Genomic DNA, 20,740 nt, shown 5'->3' on the forward strand with positions numbered 1-20,740 from the left:
ACGCAATCAGGGGTTTTGTTTTGGGCGCTCGAAAAGCGCCAACTTCAAAACCTCTACGCCTTGATCAGCTCAATCGGCATCATCCCGATCGCCATTCTCACACGCGCCCTGCACAAAGCTGGAAGGTCATGTGATTGATCGCACTTGCGTGATTAAGGCCTTTTGCAGCCAAAATCGGTCCGTGTCTGACAAAACAGCATGCCGTTGGGGAAATCGATGCAAAGTGTTTCTGCATTTTTGGTATGGTGCAGCACATTTTCACAAGGATTGATCTTTCAACCGCAGGACGCGGCGTCGAACTTCTTCAACGAGATGCTGTAGAAATGCCTGAACCGATACCGATCAAGGATCACGAAAAAGAAAACCGCCTGGTCAACAAGCGCTTGCTCGCCTGCGCACTCTTGGTGATTGGTATTACCTGCGCCCTGGTCGGGCGCATGTATTTCCTGCAGGTGGTGCAGTACGACTATCACTCGACGATTTCCGAGAACAACCGGGTCCACGTACTGCCGATCACGCCGACGCGCGGGCTGATTTATGACCGCAACGGCGTGGTGCTGGCCGACAACCGTCCCAGCTACAACCTGACCATCACTCGCGAGCGCACCACCGACCTCAAGGGCGAGCTGGACGCTATCGTCAGCCTGTTGCACTTACCCGCGGAAGACCGAGCAGTATTCGACAAGGCATTGAAACAAGCCCGCCATCCTTTTGTGCCGGTAACGCTGTTCTACGAATTGACCGAAGAGCAGATTGCCTTGCTGGCCGTTAACGAGTTCCGCTTGCCGGGCGTCGATGTTGAACCTCAGTTCGTGCGGCATTACCCGTTGGGCGCGCATTTTGCCCACTCGATTGGCTACGTTGGCCGAATCAACGAGAAAGAATCCAAGGCCCTCGACTCGGTGGAATACCGCGGTACCCAGTCCATCGGCAAGACCGGTATCGAGCGTTTCTACGAGTCCGAGCTGCACGGCCATGTCGGCTATGAAGAGGTCGAGACCAATGCCCAGGGCCGCGTGTTGCGCGTGCTCAAGCATACCGACCCGATCCCCGGCAAAAACATCGTGCTGAGCCTCGACGTCAAGCTCCAGGAAGCCGCGGAAGAGGCCTTGGGCGATCGCCGTGGTTCGGTGGTGGCCCTCGACCCGCAGACCGGCGAAGTGCTGGCCATGGTGAGTAAGCCGAGCTTTGACCCGAATCTGTTCGTCACCGGCATCAGTTTCAAGGAATATGCCGCGCTGCACGACTCCATCGACCGACCGCTGTTTAACCGCGTGCTACGCGGGCTTTACGCGCCCGGCTCGACCATCAAGCCGGAAGTGGCCATCGCCGGTCTCGACAGTGGTGTGGTTACCGCGCAAACCCGAGTGTTCGACCCCGGTTATTACCAACTGCCCGATTTTGACCACAAATACCGCAACTGGAACCACAGCGGTGACGGCTGGGTGGACATGGATGCGGCGATCATGCGCTCCAACGACACCTACTTTTACGACTTGGCCCACAAGCTGGGTATTGATCGCCTGCACGACTACCTAGCCGAGTTCGGCCTCGGTCAGAAAGTCTCTCTCGACATGTTCGAAGAATCAGCTGGCCTGATGCCTTCCCAGGCCTGGAAGCGTGCAACCCGTCGCCAACCCTGGTTCCCGGGCGAAACCGTGATCCTCGGCATTGGCCAGGGCTATATGCAGGTCACGCCATTGCAGTTGGCCCAGGCCACCGCGTTGATCGCCAACAAAGGTGTGTGGAACCGTCCGCACTTGGCCAAGACCATCAATGGCGTGCCGCCGGTGGACGAGAACCCAATGCCTAACGTAGTGCTCAAGGATCCGCGTGATTGGGAGCAGGTCAACCACGGCATGCAGCTGGTGATGCATGACCCTCGCGGTATCGCCCGTGCAGCAGCGGCCGGTGCTCAGTACCGGATCGCCGGCAAGAGTGGTACTGCGCAGGTGGTGGCGATCAAGCAGGGTGAGCGCTATGACCGCAACAAGACGCTGGAACGGCATCGCGACAACGCCTTGTTCGTCGGTTTTGCGCCGGCCGAACATCCGAAAATCGTGATCTCGGTGATGATCGAAAACGGCGAGGCCGGTGGCCGCGTGGCGGGCCCAGTGGTGCGGCAGATCATGGACGCCTGGCTGCTTGACCAGGAAGGCCATCTCAAGCCGCAATATGCGACGCCGGCCAAGGCGCCCGGTGACCCGCACGTCTAGTCAAACCTTCCACTCATCCCAGTGCTCTACGCCTGCGTAAGCAAGCCAGGGCACATCATGGGCCGTCCAGATGTGCGAGGTGGGCCGCACGCCAGGGTCATCATCCAGCGTCGCCACCCGCACAATCACATGGGGCTGATGCCCACGCTCAGCCATCAGGTGTGACCCGCAGCGCGAACAGAAATGCCTGAGCTTGCCCGGTGAAGATTCAAACGACGACAGCAGCGCCTCACCCTGCATCCAGCGAAAGTGCTCGCGCATCACTCCGGCGGTGGCCACGAATGCGGCTGCGTGCACCTTGCGGCAACTGTCGCAATGGCAGTGGCTGATGGGCATGTCCAAGCTGTCGATTTGATAGCGCACAGCTTTGCAGAAGCAACTTCCATTCAGCGGGTCAGTCATACACGTATTGCCTGATTAAGGACGGGGACAATCATCATTGCTTACAACCTGAGGTTGCGCATTGTTTGTTGTCGCCTACTTTCAATGGAGGAGGTGACTTATGCACGTGTTAGATCGCATCGAACGAAAAGTCCTGCTCAACGTACCGCGCAAGCAGATCTGGGAAGCGCTCACCAATGCCGAGCAATTTGGCGAGTGGTTTGGCATCGCCCTCAAGGGTAAAACCTTTACCGCTGGAAAAACCATCGAGGCGCCGATCACCTACCCAGGCTACGAACATGTGGTGTGGAAGGCGGAAATCGTGCGTATCCTGCCCCAAACCCTGTTCTCATTCAGATGGCACCCTTACGCTGTCGAAAAGGGCGTCGACTACGACCACGAAACTCCGACCCTGGTAGAGTTCACCCTCGAAGACCGCGCGCCAGGCATCCTGCTGCGGGTGGTCGAATCCGGTTTTGACGCAGTGCCCGAACCCCGTCGCCAAAAAGCCTTCAGGATGAATTCCCGAGGCTGGGACGAGCAAATGGGCAACATCGAAAATTATCTGAACCAGGCCCACCGCGCCTGAGCCAGCGATGCGCAAATCCGCTGACTCATGTGGTTACAACGCGTTTAGAAATCCACCGTCGCCGAGAACTTGGCGACCCGCGGATCACCTTGGGTCAGATAACCGCCCAGCGCCGATTCCCAGTATTTAGTATTCGCCACGTTCTCCACCGTGGCACCCAGGCTCACATCACGCTGGGCCACCTTGAAGTTGTAGCGGGCGCCCACATCGAAGCGATTCCAGGCCGGCAGGCTGAGGTTGTTCGCCGCATCGGCGTACTGGCCGCCGGTACGCAGCATACGGCCGTTGACGCTCACGCCTTGCAGACCCGGCACATCCCAATCCACGCCGGCATTAAGTTGGAAGGACGGCACGCCAATGGCGCGGTTGCCGTCGTTGGCGCCGTTTGCCGTGCCGTTGACTTCGGTGTGGATGATGGTCGCGCCGCCCAGCAGGCGCAAGCCGCTGACGGGTTCGCCGAAGACGTTCAGCTCTACACCTTTGTTGACTTGCTCGCCTTCGAAGACAAAGGTCGCGGTGCCGTCCGCATTCAGTTGGGAAAAACCCTGGGTCGGCTGTTCGATTCGGTACACACCCAGCGTTGCGCCGTAGGTGCCCATGTCGAGCTTGACGCCAGCCTCGGTCTGTTTCGAACGCGCGGGTGCAAAGGTCTGGTTGGCGTTGGTTACGATGGCGCTGCTGAAGGTGGAGGGAGCCGTCGGCCCTGACGCCAGGCCTTCGATGTGGTTGGCGTAGAGAGACACATGCTCCCATGGCTTGAACACCAGGCCATACACCGGCGTGGTGATGCCCTTGGCGTAGTTGGCGGTGCGTGTGCCGGTGCCGTAGGCGTAGCCCTGAACCACCAGCTCCTGGCGGCGCAGGCCGGCGGTGAACAGCAAACGGTCATCCATAAAGCCGAAGGTGTCCGACACCGCCGCGCTGCGGGCGAAGGTCTTGGCGGTGATGCCGGGGTCGTTCAGGTCGCTGCCGGAGGTGAAGCCGCCTTTGGCTGGAGCGGTCACATCGGCCGGGCTGTAAATATTGGTCGGCTGGCTGCCGGAGGCAAAGTCAAAGGCGTTGCGGGTCTGGGTCCAGATGCCGGTCAAGCCGAGGTTCAATTTGTGGCTGACAGCACCGGTCTGGAACTTGCCGTTCAGGCCGGCCATCAGGCTGGTGTTGTCTTCCTGATGCGCAATGTTTGAGCCGCTGACTGTGGCATTGCCCAGTGTGTCCCTCAAGGTCACCGACGAATAGCGGCCCAGCTCGTTGGTGTGCTTGGCGCCCCCGGCGATGTAGGCGGTCCAGTTATCGTTGAGGTCATACTCGCCGCGCAACATGCCGAAGGTGTCTTCCAGGCTGGTGGTGCCCCAGTTCGGCGCGTAGTTGGTGTCGGCCGACGGCGCATTCGGGATATGGGTCAGCCCGCTGCCAAGCAACACCGTGTTGCGTCCGCCATTGACCTGCTGCTTCTGATAAACAAAGTCGCCTGACACCCGCAGGGCATCGCTGCGATAGTCCAGGCCGACCGAAAACAGCTTCGAACGCTGGCTTTCGTCGTCGATGGCGGTGTCGCCTTCGCGCTGGGAAATATTCACCCGCGCGCCAAAACGGTTGTCTTCGCCGAAGCGCTGGCCGATGTCCAGGTGTTCACCCACCCGGCCGTCACTGCTGATGTCGGTGCTCAAACGGCGCAAAGGCACATCATCAGCGCGCTTGGGTTGCAGGTTGACGCCGCCGCCGATGCCGGAGCCGCTGGGTGTGACGCCGTTGATAAAGGCGTTGGGGCCTTTGAACACTTCAACCCGTTCCAGGGCGTCGGTGGACATGATCTGGCGCGGCAGGATGCCGTACAAACCGTTGAACGAAATATCGTCGCCGTTGAGCGGCAGGCCACGAATCACAAAGGCTTGAGCCTGGTTCGCATAGCCCGATGCCTGGCGCACGGACGAGTCATTGAGCAACACATCGCCGACGGTTTGCGCATGCTGCTCGCGGATCAACTTCTCGGTGTAGGAGGACATGCTGAACGGCGCGTCCATGATGTCCTGGTTGCCCAGCACACCTAATTGGCCGCCGCGCGCGACCTGGCCACCAGCGTAAACCGGCGGCAATGCATTCGGTGCAGGTGCGTCGGCGCTGATGTTGGTTGCACCCAATTCCAGTGTGTTGCCGTCTGGACGGTTGTTAGTTTCTGGGGCTGCCGCGTGAGCGGCAAGGCTCAGTGAGCAGCAAAGGGCAAGCAGGGCAGGGCGAAACGGTACAGAAATTTGGTTGCAGGTGGGCATGGTCGATCCGGACGGCGAACCGTCAATGTGAGGAAAAGGGCAACAACGTTGCGCTTCCTCACTGCGCGGATACGACTCCGGCGCGAATGATAGTAATTGTCATTAATGTTTCGCAACCGGTTTGTGAAATCGTTGTCCGCGCAGGCGCGAGCTGCCGACCAGCGGCGGCAAAGGTGCGTGCGGCGCACGCTTCTTCGGGCGCCTGGGCAAGGGCGATGGACCAGGCGCTGAGTACAAACGCAAAGGTAAATGCCATCGCCCATCGCGTTTGCCCGGATGCCGAGTAGAATCACGCCCTGAAAGCGATTCCTGAGGTGCGGTACGGTGGATTTACAGCAGGGTTTTGTCCTGACCCGGCATTGGCGCGACACGGCCGCGGGCACGGAGGTCAGTTTCTGGCTGGCCACCGACCAAGGCCCACGGTGCGTGCGCCTACCCGTGCAAACCTCGGTGATGTTTATTCCGCAAGCCCATCGCAAGCCGCTCGACTGGTTGCTCAAGGGCGAGCGCGAGATTGAACTGCGCCCGTTGCAATTGTGCGACTTCCATCATCGCCCTGTCCTTGGTCTCTACACCCGCCAGCACCGCCAGTTGATGGACCTGGAAAAGCGCCTGCGCGCCGCCGGTGTCGACGTCTACGAAGCCGACGTGCGCCCGCCCGAGCGTTACATGATGGAACGCTTCATCACCGCGCCCGTGTGGTTTGGCGGCACACCGGATGCCAGCGGCACCTTGCTTGAGGCGCAGATGAAACCCGCGCCGGACTACCGCCCGCCGCTCAAACTGGTGTCCCTGGACATCGAGACCACCGCCCAAGGCGACCTGTATTCCATTGCCCTGGAAGGCTGCGGCGAGCGCCAGGTGTACATGCTCGGCCCGCCAAACAAAGCCGATGCGGTGGACTTCAAACTCGACTACTGCGATACCCGCGCCCAACTGCTCGAGTGCCTCAACCAATGGCTGGCTACCCACGACCCCGATGCCATCATCGGCTGGAACCTGGTGCAGTTCGACCTGCGCGTGCTCCACGAACATGCCCAGCGCCTCAACGTGCCGCTGTTGCTCGGGCGTGGCGGCGAGGCGATGGCCTGGCGTGAACATGGCAGCCGCAACCACTACTTCGCCGCTGCCGCCGGGCGGCTGATCATCGATGGCATCGAAGCCTTGCGTTCGGCCACCTGGAGTTTCGAATCCTTCAGCCTGGAAAACGTCGCGCAAACCCTGCTCGGCGAAGGCAAGGACATCTCCACGCCGTACCAGCGCATGGACGAAATCAACCGCATGTTCGCCGAGGACAAGCCCGCATTGGCGCGCTACAACCTCAAGGACTGCGAGCTGGTCACGCGGATTTTCGCCAAGACCGAACTGCTCAAGTTCCTGCTCGAACGCGCCAGCGTCACCGGGCTGCCGGCCGACCGTAACGGCGGCTCCGTGGCGGCGTTCACGCACCTGTATATGCCGCTGATGCACCGCCAGGGCTTCGTCGCGCCGAACCTGGGCGACAAACCGCCCCAGGCCAGCCCCGGGGGGTTCGTGATGGACTCGCGTCCGGGCCTCTACGAGTCGGTGCTGGTGCTCGATTACAAAAGCCTTTACCCGTCGATCATCCGCAGTTTTCTCATCGACCCGGTGGGCCTGATCGAAGGCCTCAAGCACCCGGACGACAGCGAATCGGTAGAGGGCTTTCGCGGTGCACGTTTTTCCCGCACCCGGCATTGCCTGCCCTCGATTGTCGCGCGGGTTTCCGAAGGCCGCGAAGTGGCCAAGCGTGAACACAACGCGCCGTTGTCCCAAGCCCTTAAAATCATCATGAACGCGTTTTACGGCGTGCTTGGCTCCAGCGGTTGCCGCTTCTTCGACACGCGGCTGGCGTCCTCGATCACGATGCGTGGGCACCAGATCATGCGCCAGACCCGCGAGCTGGTCGAAGCCAAGGGTTATGATGTGATCTACGGCGACACCGACTCCACCTTCGTCTGGCTCGGCAGCGCGCATGCTGCGGAGGACGCCAGCCGCATCGGTCGGGAACTGGTGCAGCACGTCAACGAGTGGTGGCGCGCGCATCTGCACAACGAATTCGGCCTGCAAAGCGCCCTGGAACTGCAATACGAAACCCACTTCAGCCGCTTCCTCATGCCGACCATCCGCGGCGCTGAGGAGGGCAGCAAAAAGCGCTACGCCGGCTTGGTTGTACGCGCCGACGGCAGCGAAGAAATGGTCTACAAAGGCCTGGAAACCGTGCGCAGCGACTGGTCGCCGCTGGCCCGGCAATTCCAGCAGGAACTCTATCAGCGCATCTTCCATCGCCAGCCGTATCAAGACTACGTTCGCGACTATGTGTGGCGTACCTTGAGCGGCGAACTCGACGACTTGCTGATCTACCGCAAACGCCTGCGCCGCCCACTCGACGATTACGAGCGTAACGTGCCGCCGCATGTGCGCGCCGCACGCCTGGCGGATGAATATAACGACCGTCTGGGGCGCCCGCGCCAGTATCAGCGCGGCGGCTGGATCAGCTATGTGATCACGGTCAACGGCCCGCAGCCGCTGGAAGTACGCCAGGCGCCGATCGACTACGACCACTACGTCACCCGGCAATTGCAGCCGGTGGCCGATGCGATCCTGCCGTTCGTAAATGATGATTTCGGCACGCTGGTCGGCGGGCAAATGGGCTTGTTTTAAAACGCTTGCCTGTACGTGGGGCGAGCCTGCACTCTTGGCCGCTGACGACCACTCTCAGACGGCGCAGCTTCCATGACTCAGATCACGTTGACCGGCAGCACGGTCGAACTCCAGCCCCTGCAACGCGAACACAAAACCGCCTTGCTTGAAGCGGCTGCCGACGGCCAATTGTGGAACCTCAAGGTCACCAACGTGCCAGGTCCGGACACCATCGACACCTACATCGACACGGCCTTGGCCGGCCGCGACGCGGGCAGCGTGATCCCCTTCACCCTGGTGCGCGCAGGCACTGGCCAGGTGGTGGGCAGCACGCGGTTCTGGAAGGTCGATCGGGCCAATCGCAAGCTGGAAATCGGTCACACCTGGCTGGCCGAGTCCACGCAAAAAACCGGCATCAACACCGAAGCCAAACTCTTACTGCTGACCTACGCTTTTGAAGTGCTCGACTGTGTGCGGGTGCAGTTCACTACCGATGAACTCAACGAAAAATCCCGTGCCGCGATCCTGCGCCTTGGCGCCGTGCAAGAGGGCATTGTGCGCCACGAGCGCATCATGCCCGATGGGCGCAAGCGCAATTCGGTGCGGTTCAGCATCATCGATTCTGAATGGCTGCAGGTGAAGGCCAGCTTGCAGGCCAAACTGCAGCGATAAGGAGACAACCCCCATGTACACGCTCTACGGCATCGACGAATCCGGCTCCTGCATGATCGAAATCGCCCTGCAGCGTTGCGCGGTGGCATGGCGGCGCATCGACGCCAGCTCCTGGGAAGACGGCGAAGGCAGCGACGCCCTGGCCCGCATCAACCCACTCAAACAAATCCCCACGTTGGTGACGCCCGAGGGCCAGGTGCTGACCGAAAGCGCCGCGATCCTGATCCACCTGGGCCTGGAGTTTCCCGCCTCCGAGCTGCTCGCCGGCAACCGTGCGCAGATCCTGCGCGGGCTGGTATACATCGCCGCCAATTGCTATTCGGCGGTCGGCATCATCGACTACCCGCAACGCTGGCTCGGTAATGTGGATGACGCCGCACAGGCGCAATTGATCAGCGGCACGCGCCGTTACCTGCACCAGGCCTGGGTGGTGTTTGCCGAGCAGTTTGCCGACCAGTTGTTCGCCCCCGGCAATGTGCCGAACGCGCTGGGCATTATGGCGGCCGCGGTGTCGCGTTGGGACGCGGCGCGGGAGGTGTTGAACAACCTCGCGCCAGGCTTTGCCCAGACGCTGGCGCGGGTGGATGCAGACCCGGTGGTGGCGCCGGTATTTGCGCGGCATTGGCCGCAATAGAACGCCTCGTAATGGTTCCGCAATCTGAAGAAACAATGACTGATAACCCCATTCGAGCCCTTGCGTGGCAGGCTTACTGACCTACGCTTCTTAACGAGGTGTAGGAATCATCCTTGAAATTGACTGTCGCAGACATGAAACTCAAGAACCCTGCATGGAATTCAAAGGAGGTGCGCATGCTCATCCGGTCGCTGACCCTGGCTACCTTGATGGCTTTTACGGGGCCGCTGTTGGCCGCTGATGATATCAACCCGCTCAAGCAAGACTTGGGCAAGGCTCGGCCGCTGGTGGTGGTGGAGCTCGATTCCGGCAACGACACTTTGGCGACCCTCAAGAAACAATTGGATGAGCCTGCTACCAAGCAGTCCTTTGAAGAGCGCAGCATGGTGTTCTACACCGTGAAGTTCGGCAGCATCGGTGCTGAAGGCGAAAAATTCGCCAAGGACCCCAAGGACAACAAGAAGCTCACGCCACCTGAAACCAACGCGCTGATCCGTGCCCTCAAGCTCGGCGCCGGCAGCGGTACAAAGGTGATCCTGATCGGCAAGGATGGCGAGAAGAAACTGGAGAAGACCGTACCGCCGGATCCCCTCGACCTGAAGGTGTTCTTCAGCACCATCGACCAGATGCCGATGGCCGAGAAAGAAGCAGCTGCTCCGGTTGTGCCAGAACCTGCGCCTGCGCCTGGCAAGAACGCTACCAAAGCGGGTAAGGCAGCCAAGCCGGCTGCGCCTCAACAGCTGGATGACTGAGTCCGTGCAGGAGCTGGCTTACCAGCTCCTGCGCAGGCCGTTGCGGTGGTGGTTCCAGTTCACTGTTTCCACGGCTTGAACCACCCAGCCAATCCTCCCAATACCAGGGCTGCCGTCACGGTACTCAAGCCCAGTTGCCAGCCATCGTTTTGCAGTGGATGCAAGATGACGGCTGCAAAACCCAGTAATACCGCACTCAGCCCCCATTGCAGCGGCCAGCCCAGTTGGCCAAGCAATTGCTGGCGTTGCATCAGCAGCAGGTTGGTGACGATAACCCCGCCCAATGCCGCCAAGGCGATACCCGGTAAACCCAGAAAGTACGGCAGCAGCACCAACAGCAAAGCGTTGACCCCGCTGCCCAGCAATTCGCAGCGCAAGGGCAGGCGCGTGTCGCCGCTGGCATAGGCATAGCGGGCGAGCATGGCGTTCCAGGCGCCGAACACCAGTGGCGTCGCGAACCAGGCCAGCAGCGCCGGCAGTGGGCCGTCGGCGCTTTGGGTGGGCATCAGCAGATGAATCAGCACCGGGCTGGCGCCGATCAGTCCGAGGGCGGCCGGCAGGCTGAGCAGGGTCGCAGCATCCAGGCCGCGACGCAGCAGGGCCAGGCGCTGTTGGCCTTGTTCGCCGCTCATCATGCCCAGCAGCACCTGGTTGAGGCTCATCAGGGCGATCAATGGCAGGTTGATCAACTTGCGGGCAAGGTTGACCCACGTGACGGCACCTTCTCCCAGGTAACTGGCGATCAAGCGTTCGAGCAGCGCCAGCCCCTGGCTGGCGACATTGCTGGCCAACAATGGCCCGATGCGCCCCAACAGTTCGCGGCCCGCCAGCTTGTCGCCAGTGACTTGCCACGGCCGCCAGCCGAAAGACCAGACCGGCGCCAGCAGCGGCAGGCACATCAACACACTGCCGGCAAAAAAGCTCATGGCCAGTTCGCCGCTGTCGCTTGCGCTGCCACGGATAAACAGGTACAGCACCGGTGGCAGATTGAACAGTAAAGAGCCCAGGCCCGGCAGCACAAAACGTTGGCGTGCCTGCAAGGGAATACTGAACAACCCATGCATCACCAGGCCCGGCGCACAGGCCGCCAGCCAACGCAAGTTAGCGGCGGCTTCGGCATGGGCCTCGGCGTCCAGGCCGGGGCCGATCAGGCGCACCCACAGCGGCGCGCCCAGCGCCAGTACGGCAAACAGGGCCAGGCCCACGCCCAGCAGGCGTGGGGAAAGACTGGCCAGCCAGGCTTGCTGGCGTTGTGGGTCGCGTTGTTGATAAAGGGGCAGGGCAGCCGCCGCAAGCAAGCCGGCGGCCAGGGTCATGCGCAACGCTTCGGGCAAAAACACCGCCACCAGAAACCCGTCGCTGCGACTGCCCGCGCCCCAGGCCGCCACCAGCAGCCATTCGCGGGCAAAACCGGCGACCAGCCCGGCGAGGGTCGCGACGGTCAGCCAGAGCGTGCTGCCGAACATCAGTGGAACAGGGTGAACAGGCCCTTGCCACCCACCTTATAGTTCAGATCATGGCAGCGTTCGCCCATGATTTTGGCCCCGGAACCGCCAATGATTTTGTAGGGGGCCACAGCCTTGGCCACCACGGTATTGGCGCTGATCACCGAGCCATGCCCCAGGTGCGTGCCGTAGCCGATCAACGCCCGGCTGCCGATCCACACATAGTCGTCGATGTAGATCGGCCCGGAAATCGACCAGAACTCCGGAGCCTGCAAGTCATGACTGCCGGCGATGATCAGCACGTGGGAGGCGATTGCCACGTGGTTGCCGATCACCAGCCCGGCGCGGGCGTCCACCTGGCAATGCCAGGCGATCACCGTATCGTCACCGACTCTCAAGTTGTGGATGCCCAACACTTCGGTGTTACGCCACAAGCTTGTGCCCTTGCCGATCTTCGCGCCGCCCAGGCGCAGCCAGGCAATGCGCACATGGTGGCTGGGGATCTTGTTGATCAAAATGTTGTAGGCCATGTCCCAGGCGTTGCGCCAGCGATCCTTGATAGTTGCCCAGTTTTTGCCATAGCGCGGAAGTAGCTTGCCCGGCAGGTCCTGTTTCATACGACGGAACAAAAGGCGGGCCACCGGGTGCTCAAGGGCGGGTTCCAGGTCGATGGAGTTTATCCAGAAGCGCTTGTTGTCGCCTTCGCCCTCTTCAAACACCACGTCGTTGGCCAGGCACCAGTCCAGCGCCTCTTCCAGGTCCGGCAGGCTCACGCCTATTTCAGCGGCCAGTGTGGGGAGGCGGTCGCGCAAATCGGTGGAGTGAATCATCCGGTGCTTCATGGTTGGTTATCCTTTGGCGCAATAGCAGCAACAGGGGCGGTAATGGAGGGGCGCAGACGCACCTGTTGCAGGCTCATGCCCATCAACAGCCAGAACAGCGCGATCAGTACAAAGGTGAAGCTGAAATAGTGGTCGAAAATCCCCGTCAACAGCGCTGCCATCACGCCGCAGATACACCCCAGCCATAGGGCGTTGTCGGCGGTGACCTTGCGCACCTGGCCCAGGGGCCGCACTTCCCGCCACCACAACACAGTGACGGTGATAAACAACAGCATCCCCGGAATGCCGACCTTGTAGATGAAGTTCAGCCACAGGTTAGAGATGCCCAGCAGGTTGGTGCCGGGTACGGGTGGGTCGATCTTGAAGCCGATCCCCAGGGGATATGTCGACATGGCCTCGGGGAATCTTGCGTACTCGTCGAAGCGGATTTCGGTACTGGCATTGGTGGACGAGAAGATGGTCAGCAAGCGCTCCTGCAACGGCGGATAGAACATCACCAGCGCAACCCCAAACGCCACGCCGATACCGATGATGCGCCCGCTGTTAGGCACGCGCTTATAGGTCAGCCAGATCAGCACCAGCGCCAGGGCCACGATGGCGCCACGGGAAATACTCAGCAGCAGGCCGGCGCAACCCAGCACCGCCACCGCCAGGCCCAGCGCCCGGCGCCAGCCGCTGCGGGTCCAGCCGTAGAACAGCGCCAGGGGGATAAACAGCACCAGCACGCCACCCGTCAGGTTCGGGTGCACCCAGGGCGAGGCCATGCGCGTGTAGTTGGCGGAAAAAATATCCTTCACCGCTTCCGGGTGGGCGTACTTGAGGTCGGTGAGCACCTCGATCATCGACATGGCGTTGCGCGTCTTCAGAAACATGAAAATCGACAGCAACAGCATCGCCAGGTTGCCCAGCAGCAGGGCGACCACCACCTTGTCGCGGTCGGCGTCGGTGCGCAGCAGCAACGGCACGATAAACAGCAACGACAGGTTCATCAGCCAGCGTACCCAGTTCACCGGCCCGTTGCCTTCGGCATGGATGATGACCATGCCCCAGATAAACGGAATAGTGCTGAACAGCATCAGCCACATCAGCGCGCGCTCGGTCGGACGCCACAGGATCAAGCCGCGGGTCTTGCCGATAAACGATTGCCAGAACACCCCGACCCAGGTCAGCCCCAACACCGCTTCGCTGATGGTGGTGCGGATCCCCAGTTCCAACGTGGTGTAGGGAATGCTGGTGGCCAACACAGCGAAAATCAGCAAGCCCCACAGGGGAAAGCGGATCAGGGTCAAGGCCACACCCGCGCCGGCCACGACCAGCAAGGTCTTGATCGGCGACAGGGCCAACAGCAAAATGCCGAAGACCAGGCCCAGGAGCAGGCTGATGAATTTTCCTGGCAGCATTAGCGGTCCAATTCCTTGAGCAAAGTATCCAGGCGCGAGCGATAGGCCGGTTCGGCAAATTGCCGGGCCCAGGCGCGCTGCGTTTCGGCGTCTGCCGTGTTGCCTGCGGTTGCCATTTGCTGCATGACGTTCTGCAATTGCCTGGCATCGTGTGGGTCGAAGCGCGGGGCGCCGGGCGGCGCGACTTCATCCAGGGCGGAACCGCGTGCCACCGCCACCGGCGTGCCCACACTCAAGGCTTCCACCACCGGCAGGCCAAAGCCCTCGGCATAAGACGGCTGCCATAGGCAGTCGGTATGACGGTAAAGGGCTTGCAGTTGGCCGTCGGATAAACCGCTGCACCAGTGCAGGCCCGGCAGTTCGCCAAGGGCGGACGGTACATCGCTGGCGTGGCCCACCAGTACCAGGTCCGGCACCTCAGGGTTCGCCGTACGGCAGGCCTGCCATTGGCGCAGGAAAAATGCCATGTTCTTGCGCGGCTCCCGTGTGCCCACCACCAACCAGTAACGCGCCGGCAGGTTGTCTGGCAGCGGTTCTGGCGCTGCATTCAATTCGGGCACCAGGTTGCTCAACACCCGGAACTTGGCCCGGGCCCAGGGGAATACGCGGGCGGCTTCGTTGCAGGAAAACTGCGAAGGGCACCACACCCGGTCAGCCTGCCACACCGACCAGGCAATCGAGGCACCGTCGATCAAGCGATAGGCCAGGGCCTTGAGCCTGGAGCGATGGAAGTTACGCTGAGTCAGCTGAAACAGGTCATGCAGCACCAGGACATAACGGGTGCCGGCGGGTTTGCGGCACAGCGGCAAGCCCATATTGGCCGTGGCGATGTGCAGGTCGATCTGTTGCTCATGCAAGGATCTGGGCAAAAATTTTCGCTCAAACCGCAAGCGTACCTGCGGCCGTTGCAGGCCATCCAGCGGGCTGGCCCACGGTGGGCATATGGCGGTCTGGCGTTGCGGGTGGTCCAGGGGCGCCTCAGTGAACAGCAGCACCTCAGTGTTGTCCCGCGCGCGAAGGGCATCTTCCAGCGCCAGGACCTGGCGGGCGATGCCCGACGAGGGCGCAACCGTGGCGGGGCGATAGTCCAGGGCTACGCGCATGGCTGAAATTCCTTAGAGTCGATCAAGGTGTTGTAGATGTGCTCCAGTTCGTCACCGGCCACCGCCCAGTCGTGGTACTGCCGCGCATACTCGCGTGCCGCATCGGCCAGTTGCCGGGCCAGCAGCGGCTGATCGAGCAGGCGCACGATGGCGTCGGCCAGAGCCTCGGCGCTTTCGCCCGCCAGGTAATGCGCCTGTGGTTGCACCGCCAACCCGGAAACACCCTGGGCCGTGCTGACCAGCGGCAAGCCGGCGGCCATTGCCTCCAACACCTTGAGCTTGGAGCCGCCGCCATGGCGCAACGCGGCGACAAAACCGGCGCAGCGCCGTTGCAGAGCGCACAGATCAGGAACAAACCCCAGCCACTCGACACGTTCATCCGGCCAACGGTCGCGCCAGTGTTCGGGCAAGCCGTAACCGGCCACCGCCAGGCGCGCGTTCGGACACTGCAGCCAGACCCGGGGGAATATCTCCTCAAGCAACCACTGCACAGCGTCCAGGTTCGGTGCGTATTCGTAATTGCCGACAAACAACAAACGCTGGCTCTGCGCATCGGCACTGACCTGGGCGAAGGCACGGCTGTCGACGCCATTGACCACCACGCTTACCGGCGTTGCAGTCAACGGCCGCATGGCCTGGGCGTCCGCCTCGGTCACCGCAATCACATGGGCGGCGGCATCGAAGGCCTTGCGCTCCCATTGCCGGCAGCGCCATTGGTCGTACTGCACGAACGGCGCGGCCCACTTGGGGAAACGGTCATAAGTGGCGCCGCCCAGGCTTGATTCCAGGTTGTGCTCGGTCAGCACAAACTCGCGCTTGCGCTGCTGCAAGGTGCGCAGAAACGGTTGCAGGCTGTAGCTGTGTTCCACTTGAATCACGTCCCAGCGCTCGTTCAACAGTTGCGCAAATTGGGCTTGCAACGGTGCCGACAGGCCATTGACCGTGGTCAGCAACGGCCACGGTGCGAATACGCCCGCGAGCAGGGTCATCGGGTGTTTCAGTGGCCGGCGCGGCACCACGATCAGGCGCTCGAGCAAGGGTTCAAGGGCTGCGTGCGCCGCGTCATCGGCCGGTGTCTTCGATTGCGCCAGCAGCGTGATGCGATGCCCGCGCTCACTCAAGGTGCGCAGCAAATGATACTGCCGGGTCTTGCCGCCGCTGGTGGTCGGCCACGGCAGGTAGGGCACAATCCATAGGATTCTCATGTACAGCTCTCCATGCCCGGGGCTACCACACCAGTATCTGCAAACTCGGCTTCACCACTGGGCGAATACCGTTGTCGTCGCTCAGGGTTTGCCGGGCTCCGGTCAGCGGGTCCAGCAGTTCTGCGCGTTTAATATCCGGCAGGCTGATGCTGCTGCCTTCGGCACTCCAGTACATCAACAGGTGTTTTCCGTCAGGCCGTGTCCAGGCCACGCTGTAGAAACTGTCCGGCACGTCCTTGAGTTGTGGCGTGGTGCCGGGTTTAAGAGAGGGACCGGTGATCTCAAGGAAGCGGGCGAGGGCGGTGTACACCGGCTTGGGTTCGCCGTCCAGGTTCAGCAGGCCGTAATGCTGGTCGCGTGGCGAGGCGCGTTGGTCGAGGTCGGACAGCGCGAACAGGAAAATCTTCTGATAGTCCTGGGACGCCATCAACGCCAGACGGCGCAAGGTGTAGTCGGCCTGCCCGTCGATACCGATCAGGTCCTGCATCTCTTTGGGGCCGGCATAGCTGGACCAGCCCCACTCGGTAGCCCATACGTTCTTGATCCCGGCGCCGTGCAGCATGGTATTGAGTTGATCACCGCGCAGCAGCACTTCGTTCTTGCCCGGTTCATCGGTTTCCGGGGTCATCGAATAAGGGTGATAGGCCGCGACCATGCCCAGGTTTTGCACGCCCAGCGCGCCGAGCGCTTCGAACATCAGGGTTTTGCCACGCGGCGGCATTTGGCTGTAGTACGCCATGCCGCCCATGACCTGCAGTTTGCCGGGCGCGGCAATATTCAACGCCTGGTGACTGGCCAATAACAATTGCCCGTACTCCTTGGCGTTGACTTCGGGGCGCCAGTTGTTCGGCAGGTTCTGCTCGTTCCATACCTGCCAGGCATCAATATTGGGGTAGCGCTTGGCCAGGAGTGCCAGGCGCAGCGCATAGATTTCGGGGTCCCGCGGGCGATACTGGTCCTGGAACTTCGCGCCCTTGGGGGCGGTGGTGATAAAGGGCGCCGAGCCCACCAGGTAAAACACCGAGCGGATTTTTTCAGCGCTCAGGGTGCGGTCCAGTTCATCGAAGGTGCTGAGTTGATAACCGTCTTCTGTGGGCTCCAGGCGATCCCAGTGCAGGTCGACCCGCACCCATTGCAATCCAAGTTTCTTGTATTGCGTGATCTGCTGGCGGTACTGCTCGGGCGTGAACCACAGAAAGTGCGCGTTCACGCCGAGGAAGTCCTTCCATACCACACTGCGCTCCGGGGTCAGGTTCACCGGCTGCGCATCGACTTTTTCACTCGACAGCAGGGCGCCACCCACGGCGATTGCCAGCACCAGCGGCAGATAGCGCCACATCGGGCGAACAGATGAAATATTCATCGCAACGGCTCCTCACAAGCATCCCGAAATAATTCGGCAAAACGTCGGGCCGTGGTGGCCCACTGGCGTTGGTGGCCGATTTCCGCTGCCCGGGTAGCCCATTGCCGGGCCTGCTGCGGGTCGAGGATCAAGCGGTTTAAGGCGTTGCTCAAGGAATCGATATCGCCCTGCTGATAGGTGATGCCATTGCCGCCGGCCACCTCTTCAGCAAAGGCACGCGCATTGGAGGTGATCACCCCGCGCCCGCAGGCATTGGCCCATGACAGCGCGCCACTGGTGCCACGCATCTGTCCCAGGAAACCGAGTTTTTTCGATTCGCGGTAGGGCAGCACCATCACATGGTGCGCCTGGATCGTAGCGGCGATCTGCGCTGATGGCAGGTCCAACTGCCAGTCCACCACATCCTCCAGGTGCAGCGCGATGATCTGTTGGCGCAGGCCGTCGAGGTAGTTGCCGGCCGGGTCGAAGGTCATTTCCGGGGCGGTGCCGCCGGCCAGGGTCAGGCGCACCTGGCCTCGGCATTGCGGGTGGGTGGCCAGTGACTGGGCCAGGGCCTGGAGCAGGTCCTCAATGCCCTTGCCGCGATAGATAAAGCCGAAATACAACAGACGCAACGGCGCAAGTGGCGGCAAGTCCTGGGCCGCGATGGGTAGGTTGCCGTGAGCAATCACCGCCACTTGCTGCGGACGCAGGCCCATGCGTTGGCGCAGGCAGTCGCCTCCCAGGTGGGTGAGGGTGATCAGCCGGCGCATCCCTTTGGCCAGGCGTCGTTCTTCGTGCAAGGTCAGCGGGTCGGCCAGCAGTGCCGCCGCCTGGGGCAACGGGTGGGGCAGGCGTTCAAGCAGGGTCAAGGGGAAAAACAGCTTGGCCCGGCGCCAGATCAAGCGCTCCGGGTCATGCACCGTAGCGGTCAACGGCAGTTGTGGTTGTGCCCGACGCAGGTAGTCAAGCGCCTGGAACTCACCGAAGCGCCCACCTCCCAGTTCGGCATGGACCAGATCCACACCGTGCCAGTCAAAGGCTTGCAAGCGCCGCAACTGTTCAGCCAGGTCCTGGCAACCCGCGAGGGGGGTCACCACTTCAAGGCCCAGTTCGATCAACGCGTTGCGCAAATGCGCGGCGTAATCGGCGATCCCGGTCTGCTCCGGCGGCAGAGGTGCCAGCAATGCAATACGCATCAGGCCGCACCGCGCCAGCTGTTGATCCGCGCCAGGACCTTGGCCGGTACCTCGAAGCGGCGGCGGTTGAGGATCATGCCGTCGACTTTGCCGAACGCGGTGGTCAGCAGCGACACCGCGTTTTCGATGGTCGGTACGGTACTGGTGCGGGCTTCGATCACCAGCACGATCTGGTCGGCACGGCGCAGCGTCAGGAAGGCCTGCGGGTTGGATGACAAGGCCGAGGCATCCAGCAACAGCACTTCACCCGCCGTGGGCGCGTTCGCCCCGTCGACCGAGACGCGATGGCCACGTTCTTCCAGCAGGCGCTTGAGCTGCTCGATGATAAACGTCACACCCTCGCCATGCCGCGCCGAGGTCAGGCCCAGGGCAAAGCCTTCACTGGCGATGCGCTCCAGGGGCAGCAGGCTGTACAAGCGATAGAGGCTGGCGGTGACGGCGGCCGGCGTGGCGTCTTGCACGTCGGGGATGCTGCTCCACAACGGCACCTGGAACATCTCCTGCAAGCGTGTGCCATCGTGGATGCGTTGGTCCAGCAGGTACAGCACATAAATGGTCAAGAAGCCCACGGCCACGCCGGCGGGAATGGCGAACAACAGAATCAGCAGGCTTTTGGGAAACACACGTGACGGGTTCAGGGTGGCGTGTTCGATCAGGGCGATGTTGCTGATCTGGCTGTTGTCCAGTTCATGATCGATTCGCGCCTGTTCAAGGTTGTCCGAGTACAACGCGTAGCTTTTTTCGGCGGCGCGCAGTTGTTGGCTCAGCTTGTTGAGTTCCGGCTCATCGGTCATCGCCTTGTCACGCTGGTCGCGCAGCTCGGCAAGGGTTTTGTCGTAGTTCTCGATTTCGCCGGCCAGTTTGCGCTCTTGTAATTGGGCGTCGATCACTTGCTGCTTGATGTTGATCACCAGGCTGTTGGGCGCGGTGTTTTGCGAGCGTTCCAGGCGCGAGGCTTCCTGAGCGCTGAGGGCTTCGATGTCGCGGATATTCTGCTCGATCTGATTGACCTGCGGCGTGCCCGGCAGGTAGGTGCGCAACAGGCGTGCGCGTTCCACTTGCAGCGCATTGAGCTGACGCTTGAGGTCCAGTTGGGTGGGGTTGAGGCTGGTTTCGCGCATCGTCACCACGTCTGCCGGCTGGCTCTTGATCTGCTGGCTGGCGTTGGCCAGGAGGCTGCGAATGCCCGAGATCTGGTTTTGTGCGCTGACCTTGGCGTCGGTGACACGGTCGATCTGGCTGGTGAGGTTCTTCAGGCGCGCATCGACACTGATCGAATCGATCTGCTTCAAACGGACTTGCAGTTGGTCCTTCAGGCTCTGGATATTTTCCGCCACCTTGGCGCGTTCGGTTTCATAGAAGGTATGCAGGCTCTTGCGCCCGAGAATCCGCGCACGTTCCTCAAGGTAGGCGTTGACCCATTCTTCGACGACTTTTTGCGCCACCGCCGGGTCGTCCCAGGTAAAGGAAATCTCGATCACCGAAGAGCCTGGCTCGTGAGCGGCTTTGAAGTTCTTCTCCAGCGAGGTCGCCAGGCGCTCCAGCGGGCTTTGTTTCTCGGCAAGGCCTACGAACTGCAGCACGCTGCGCACGCCGTTGACGACTTCGCCAACGCCCTTCTTGACGTAGAACTTGGTGACCTTCCAGAAGCCCTGCGGCGGCTCGGAGGTCATCGCCATATAGCGCTCGGCAACGATATGCACGATGGGCCGGCCCGTGAGCATTTTTTCTTCGTCGACAATCGGGTCGTGCTGGGTGCTCGGGGCAATCAGCGTCTGGCGGTTGGCGGCTTCGATCGGCAAGGTGGTGTTGTCCCGCCCCGGCTTGACCAGCAAGCGCGCGTCGGACTCGTAGCGAGCCGGCAACAGGAAGGCACCCAGCACCGCGACGACGATCGTGGTGATCACTGCCAGTTTGAATTCGCGGCGGTAGATGAAAAACAGCCGCAGCAGGTCGCGAAGAGAGCGGATTTCGATCACAGGATCACTCCATTGCATATGGGGTTTACGAAAAACGGGAACGCTTGGTTCGA

General features: G+C 61.6%; 16 protein-coding genes. 6 read left to right on the forward strand and 10 right to left on the reverse strand.

Annotation, left to right across the window (positions count from 1 at the left end; all coding sequences use genetic code 11):
- Window positions 1-323 precede the first annotated feature (323 nt).
- A complete protein-coding gene (gene mrdA, locus HX790_RS24795) occupies window positions 324-2,216 on the forward strand; it encodes a penicillin-binding protein 2 (protein WP_099550099.1) in 1,893 nt (630 codons plus the stop codon).
- Here the strand turns inward: mrdA and HX790_RS24800 are convergent, their stop codons facing one another.
- Entirely contained in the window at window positions 2,217-2,618 is a 402-nt protein-coding gene (locus HX790_RS24800) for a GFA family protein (RefSeq protein WP_017135350.1), read from the reverse strand.
- A 100-nt stretch (window positions 2,619-2,718) separates the two neighbouring features.
- On the opposite strand from HX790_RS24800, the gene HX790_RS24805 reads away from it, so the two are divergent.
- Window positions 2,719-3,186, forward strand: coding sequence for an SRPBCC family protein (locus HX790_RS24805; RefSeq protein ID WP_017135349.1), 468 nt, complete (start codon window positions 2,719-2,721; stop codon window positions 3,184-3,186).
- 44 nt (window positions 3,187-3,230) lie between these two features.
- On the opposite strand, the gene HX790_RS24810 is transcribed toward HX790_RS24805, so the two are convergent.
- Window positions 3,231-5,453: a TonB-dependent siderophore receptor gene (locus tag HX790_RS24810; RefSeq protein WP_017135348.1), complete on the reverse strand. Its 2,223-nt coding sequence runs from the start codon at window positions 5,451-5,453 to the stop codon at window positions 3,231-3,233.
- 324 nt (window positions 5,454-5,777) lie between these two features.
- Between HX790_RS24810 and HX790_RS24815 the strand changes: the two genes are divergently transcribed.
- The 4 genes from HX790_RS24815 (at window position 5,778) to HX790_RS24830 (ending at window position 10,172) form a co-directional block, all read left to right on the forward strand.
- Entirely contained in the window at window positions 5,778-8,135 is a 2,358-nt protein-coding gene (locus HX790_RS24815; protein WP_176992327.1) for a DNA polymerase II, read from the forward strand.
- Between the two features lie 72 nt (window positions 8,136-8,207).
- A complete protein-coding gene (locus tag HX790_RS24820; protein ID WP_099550095.1) occupies window positions 8,208-8,786 on the forward strand; it encodes a GNAT family N-acetyltransferase in 579 nt (192 codons plus the stop codon).
- 13 nt (window positions 8,787-8,799) lie between these two features.
- On the forward strand, window positions 8,800-9,420 hold the full coding sequence (locus HX790_RS24825; protein ID WP_017135344.1) for a glutathione S-transferase family protein: 621 nt from the start codon (window positions 8,800-8,802) through the stop codon (window positions 9,418-9,420).
- Between the two features lie 176 nt (window positions 9,421-9,596).
- Window positions 9,597-10,172, forward strand: coding sequence for a DUF4174 domain-containing protein (locus HX790_RS24830; protein WP_017135343.1), 576 nt, complete (start codon window positions 9,597-9,599; stop codon window positions 10,170-10,172).
- Between the two features lie 59 nt (window positions 10,173-10,231).
- Here the strand turns inward: HX790_RS24830 and HX790_RS24835 are convergent, their stop codons facing one another.
- The 8 genes from HX790_RS24835 to HX790_RS24870 are packed head-to-tail and all read right to left on the reverse strand — an operon-like array spanning window position 10,232 to window position 20,687.
- Window positions 10,232-11,638 carry a lipid II flippase MurJ gene (locus HX790_RS24835; protein WP_017135342.1) on the reverse strand — a complete coding sequence of 469 codons (1,407 nt, stop codon included), beginning with the start codon at window positions 11,636-11,638 and terminating at the stop codon, window positions 10,232-10,234.
- Window positions 11,638-12,459: an acyltransferase gene (locus tag HX790_RS24840; RefSeq protein ID WP_017135341.1), complete on the reverse strand. Its 822-nt coding sequence runs from the start codon at window positions 12,457-12,459 to the stop codon at window positions 11,638-11,640. Before HX790_RS24840 ends, HX790_RS24835 begins: the two co-directional genes overlap by 1 nt.
- Window positions 12,456-13,859, reverse strand: coding sequence for an O-antigen ligase (locus tag HX790_RS24845; protein WP_017135340.1), 1,404 nt, complete (start codon window positions 13,857-13,859; stop codon window positions 12,456-12,458). The genes HX790_RS24840 and HX790_RS24845 overlap by 4 nt, the downstream gene beginning before the upstream one ends.
- Window positions 13,859-14,962, reverse strand: coding sequence for a glycosyltransferase family 1 protein (locus HX790_RS24850; protein WP_176992328.1), 1,104 nt, complete (start codon window positions 14,960-14,962; stop codon window positions 13,859-13,861). The genes HX790_RS24845 and HX790_RS24850 overlap by 1 nt, the downstream gene beginning before the upstream one ends.
- Window positions 14,953-16,167: a glycosyltransferase family 4 protein gene (locus tag HX790_RS24855; protein ID WP_017135338.1), complete on the reverse strand. Its 1,215-nt coding sequence runs from the start codon at window positions 16,165-16,167 to the stop codon at window positions 14,953-14,955. Before HX790_RS24855 ends, HX790_RS24850 begins: the two co-directional genes overlap by 10 nt.
- Before the next feature lie 22 nt (window positions 16,168-16,189).
- Window positions 16,190-17,530 (reverse strand): beta-xylosidase, encoded by a 1,341-nt coding sequence (locus tag HX790_RS24860; protein ID WP_176992329.1) that lies wholly within the window; start codon window positions 17,528-17,530, stop codon window positions 16,190-16,192.
- Window positions 17,527-18,708, reverse strand: coding sequence for a glycosyltransferase (locus tag HX790_RS24865; RefSeq protein WP_017135336.1), 1,182 nt, complete (start codon window positions 18,706-18,708; stop codon window positions 17,527-17,529). The genes HX790_RS24860 and HX790_RS24865 overlap by 4 nt, the downstream gene beginning before the upstream one ends.
- Entirely contained in the window at window positions 18,708-20,687 is a 1,980-nt protein-coding gene (locus tag HX790_RS24870; protein WP_176992330.1) for an exopolysaccharide transport family protein, read from the reverse strand. The genes HX790_RS24865 and HX790_RS24870 overlap by 1 nt, the downstream gene beginning before the upstream one ends.
- Between the last annotated feature and the right edge of the window lie 53 nt (window positions 20,688-20,740).

The sequence above is a fragment of the Pseudomonas sp. IPO3747 genome (assembly GCF_013385245.1).
GTDB classification, from domain to species: Bacteria; Pseudomonadota; Gammaproteobacteria; order Pseudomonadales; family Pseudomonadaceae; genus Aquipseudomonas; species Aquipseudomonas edaphica.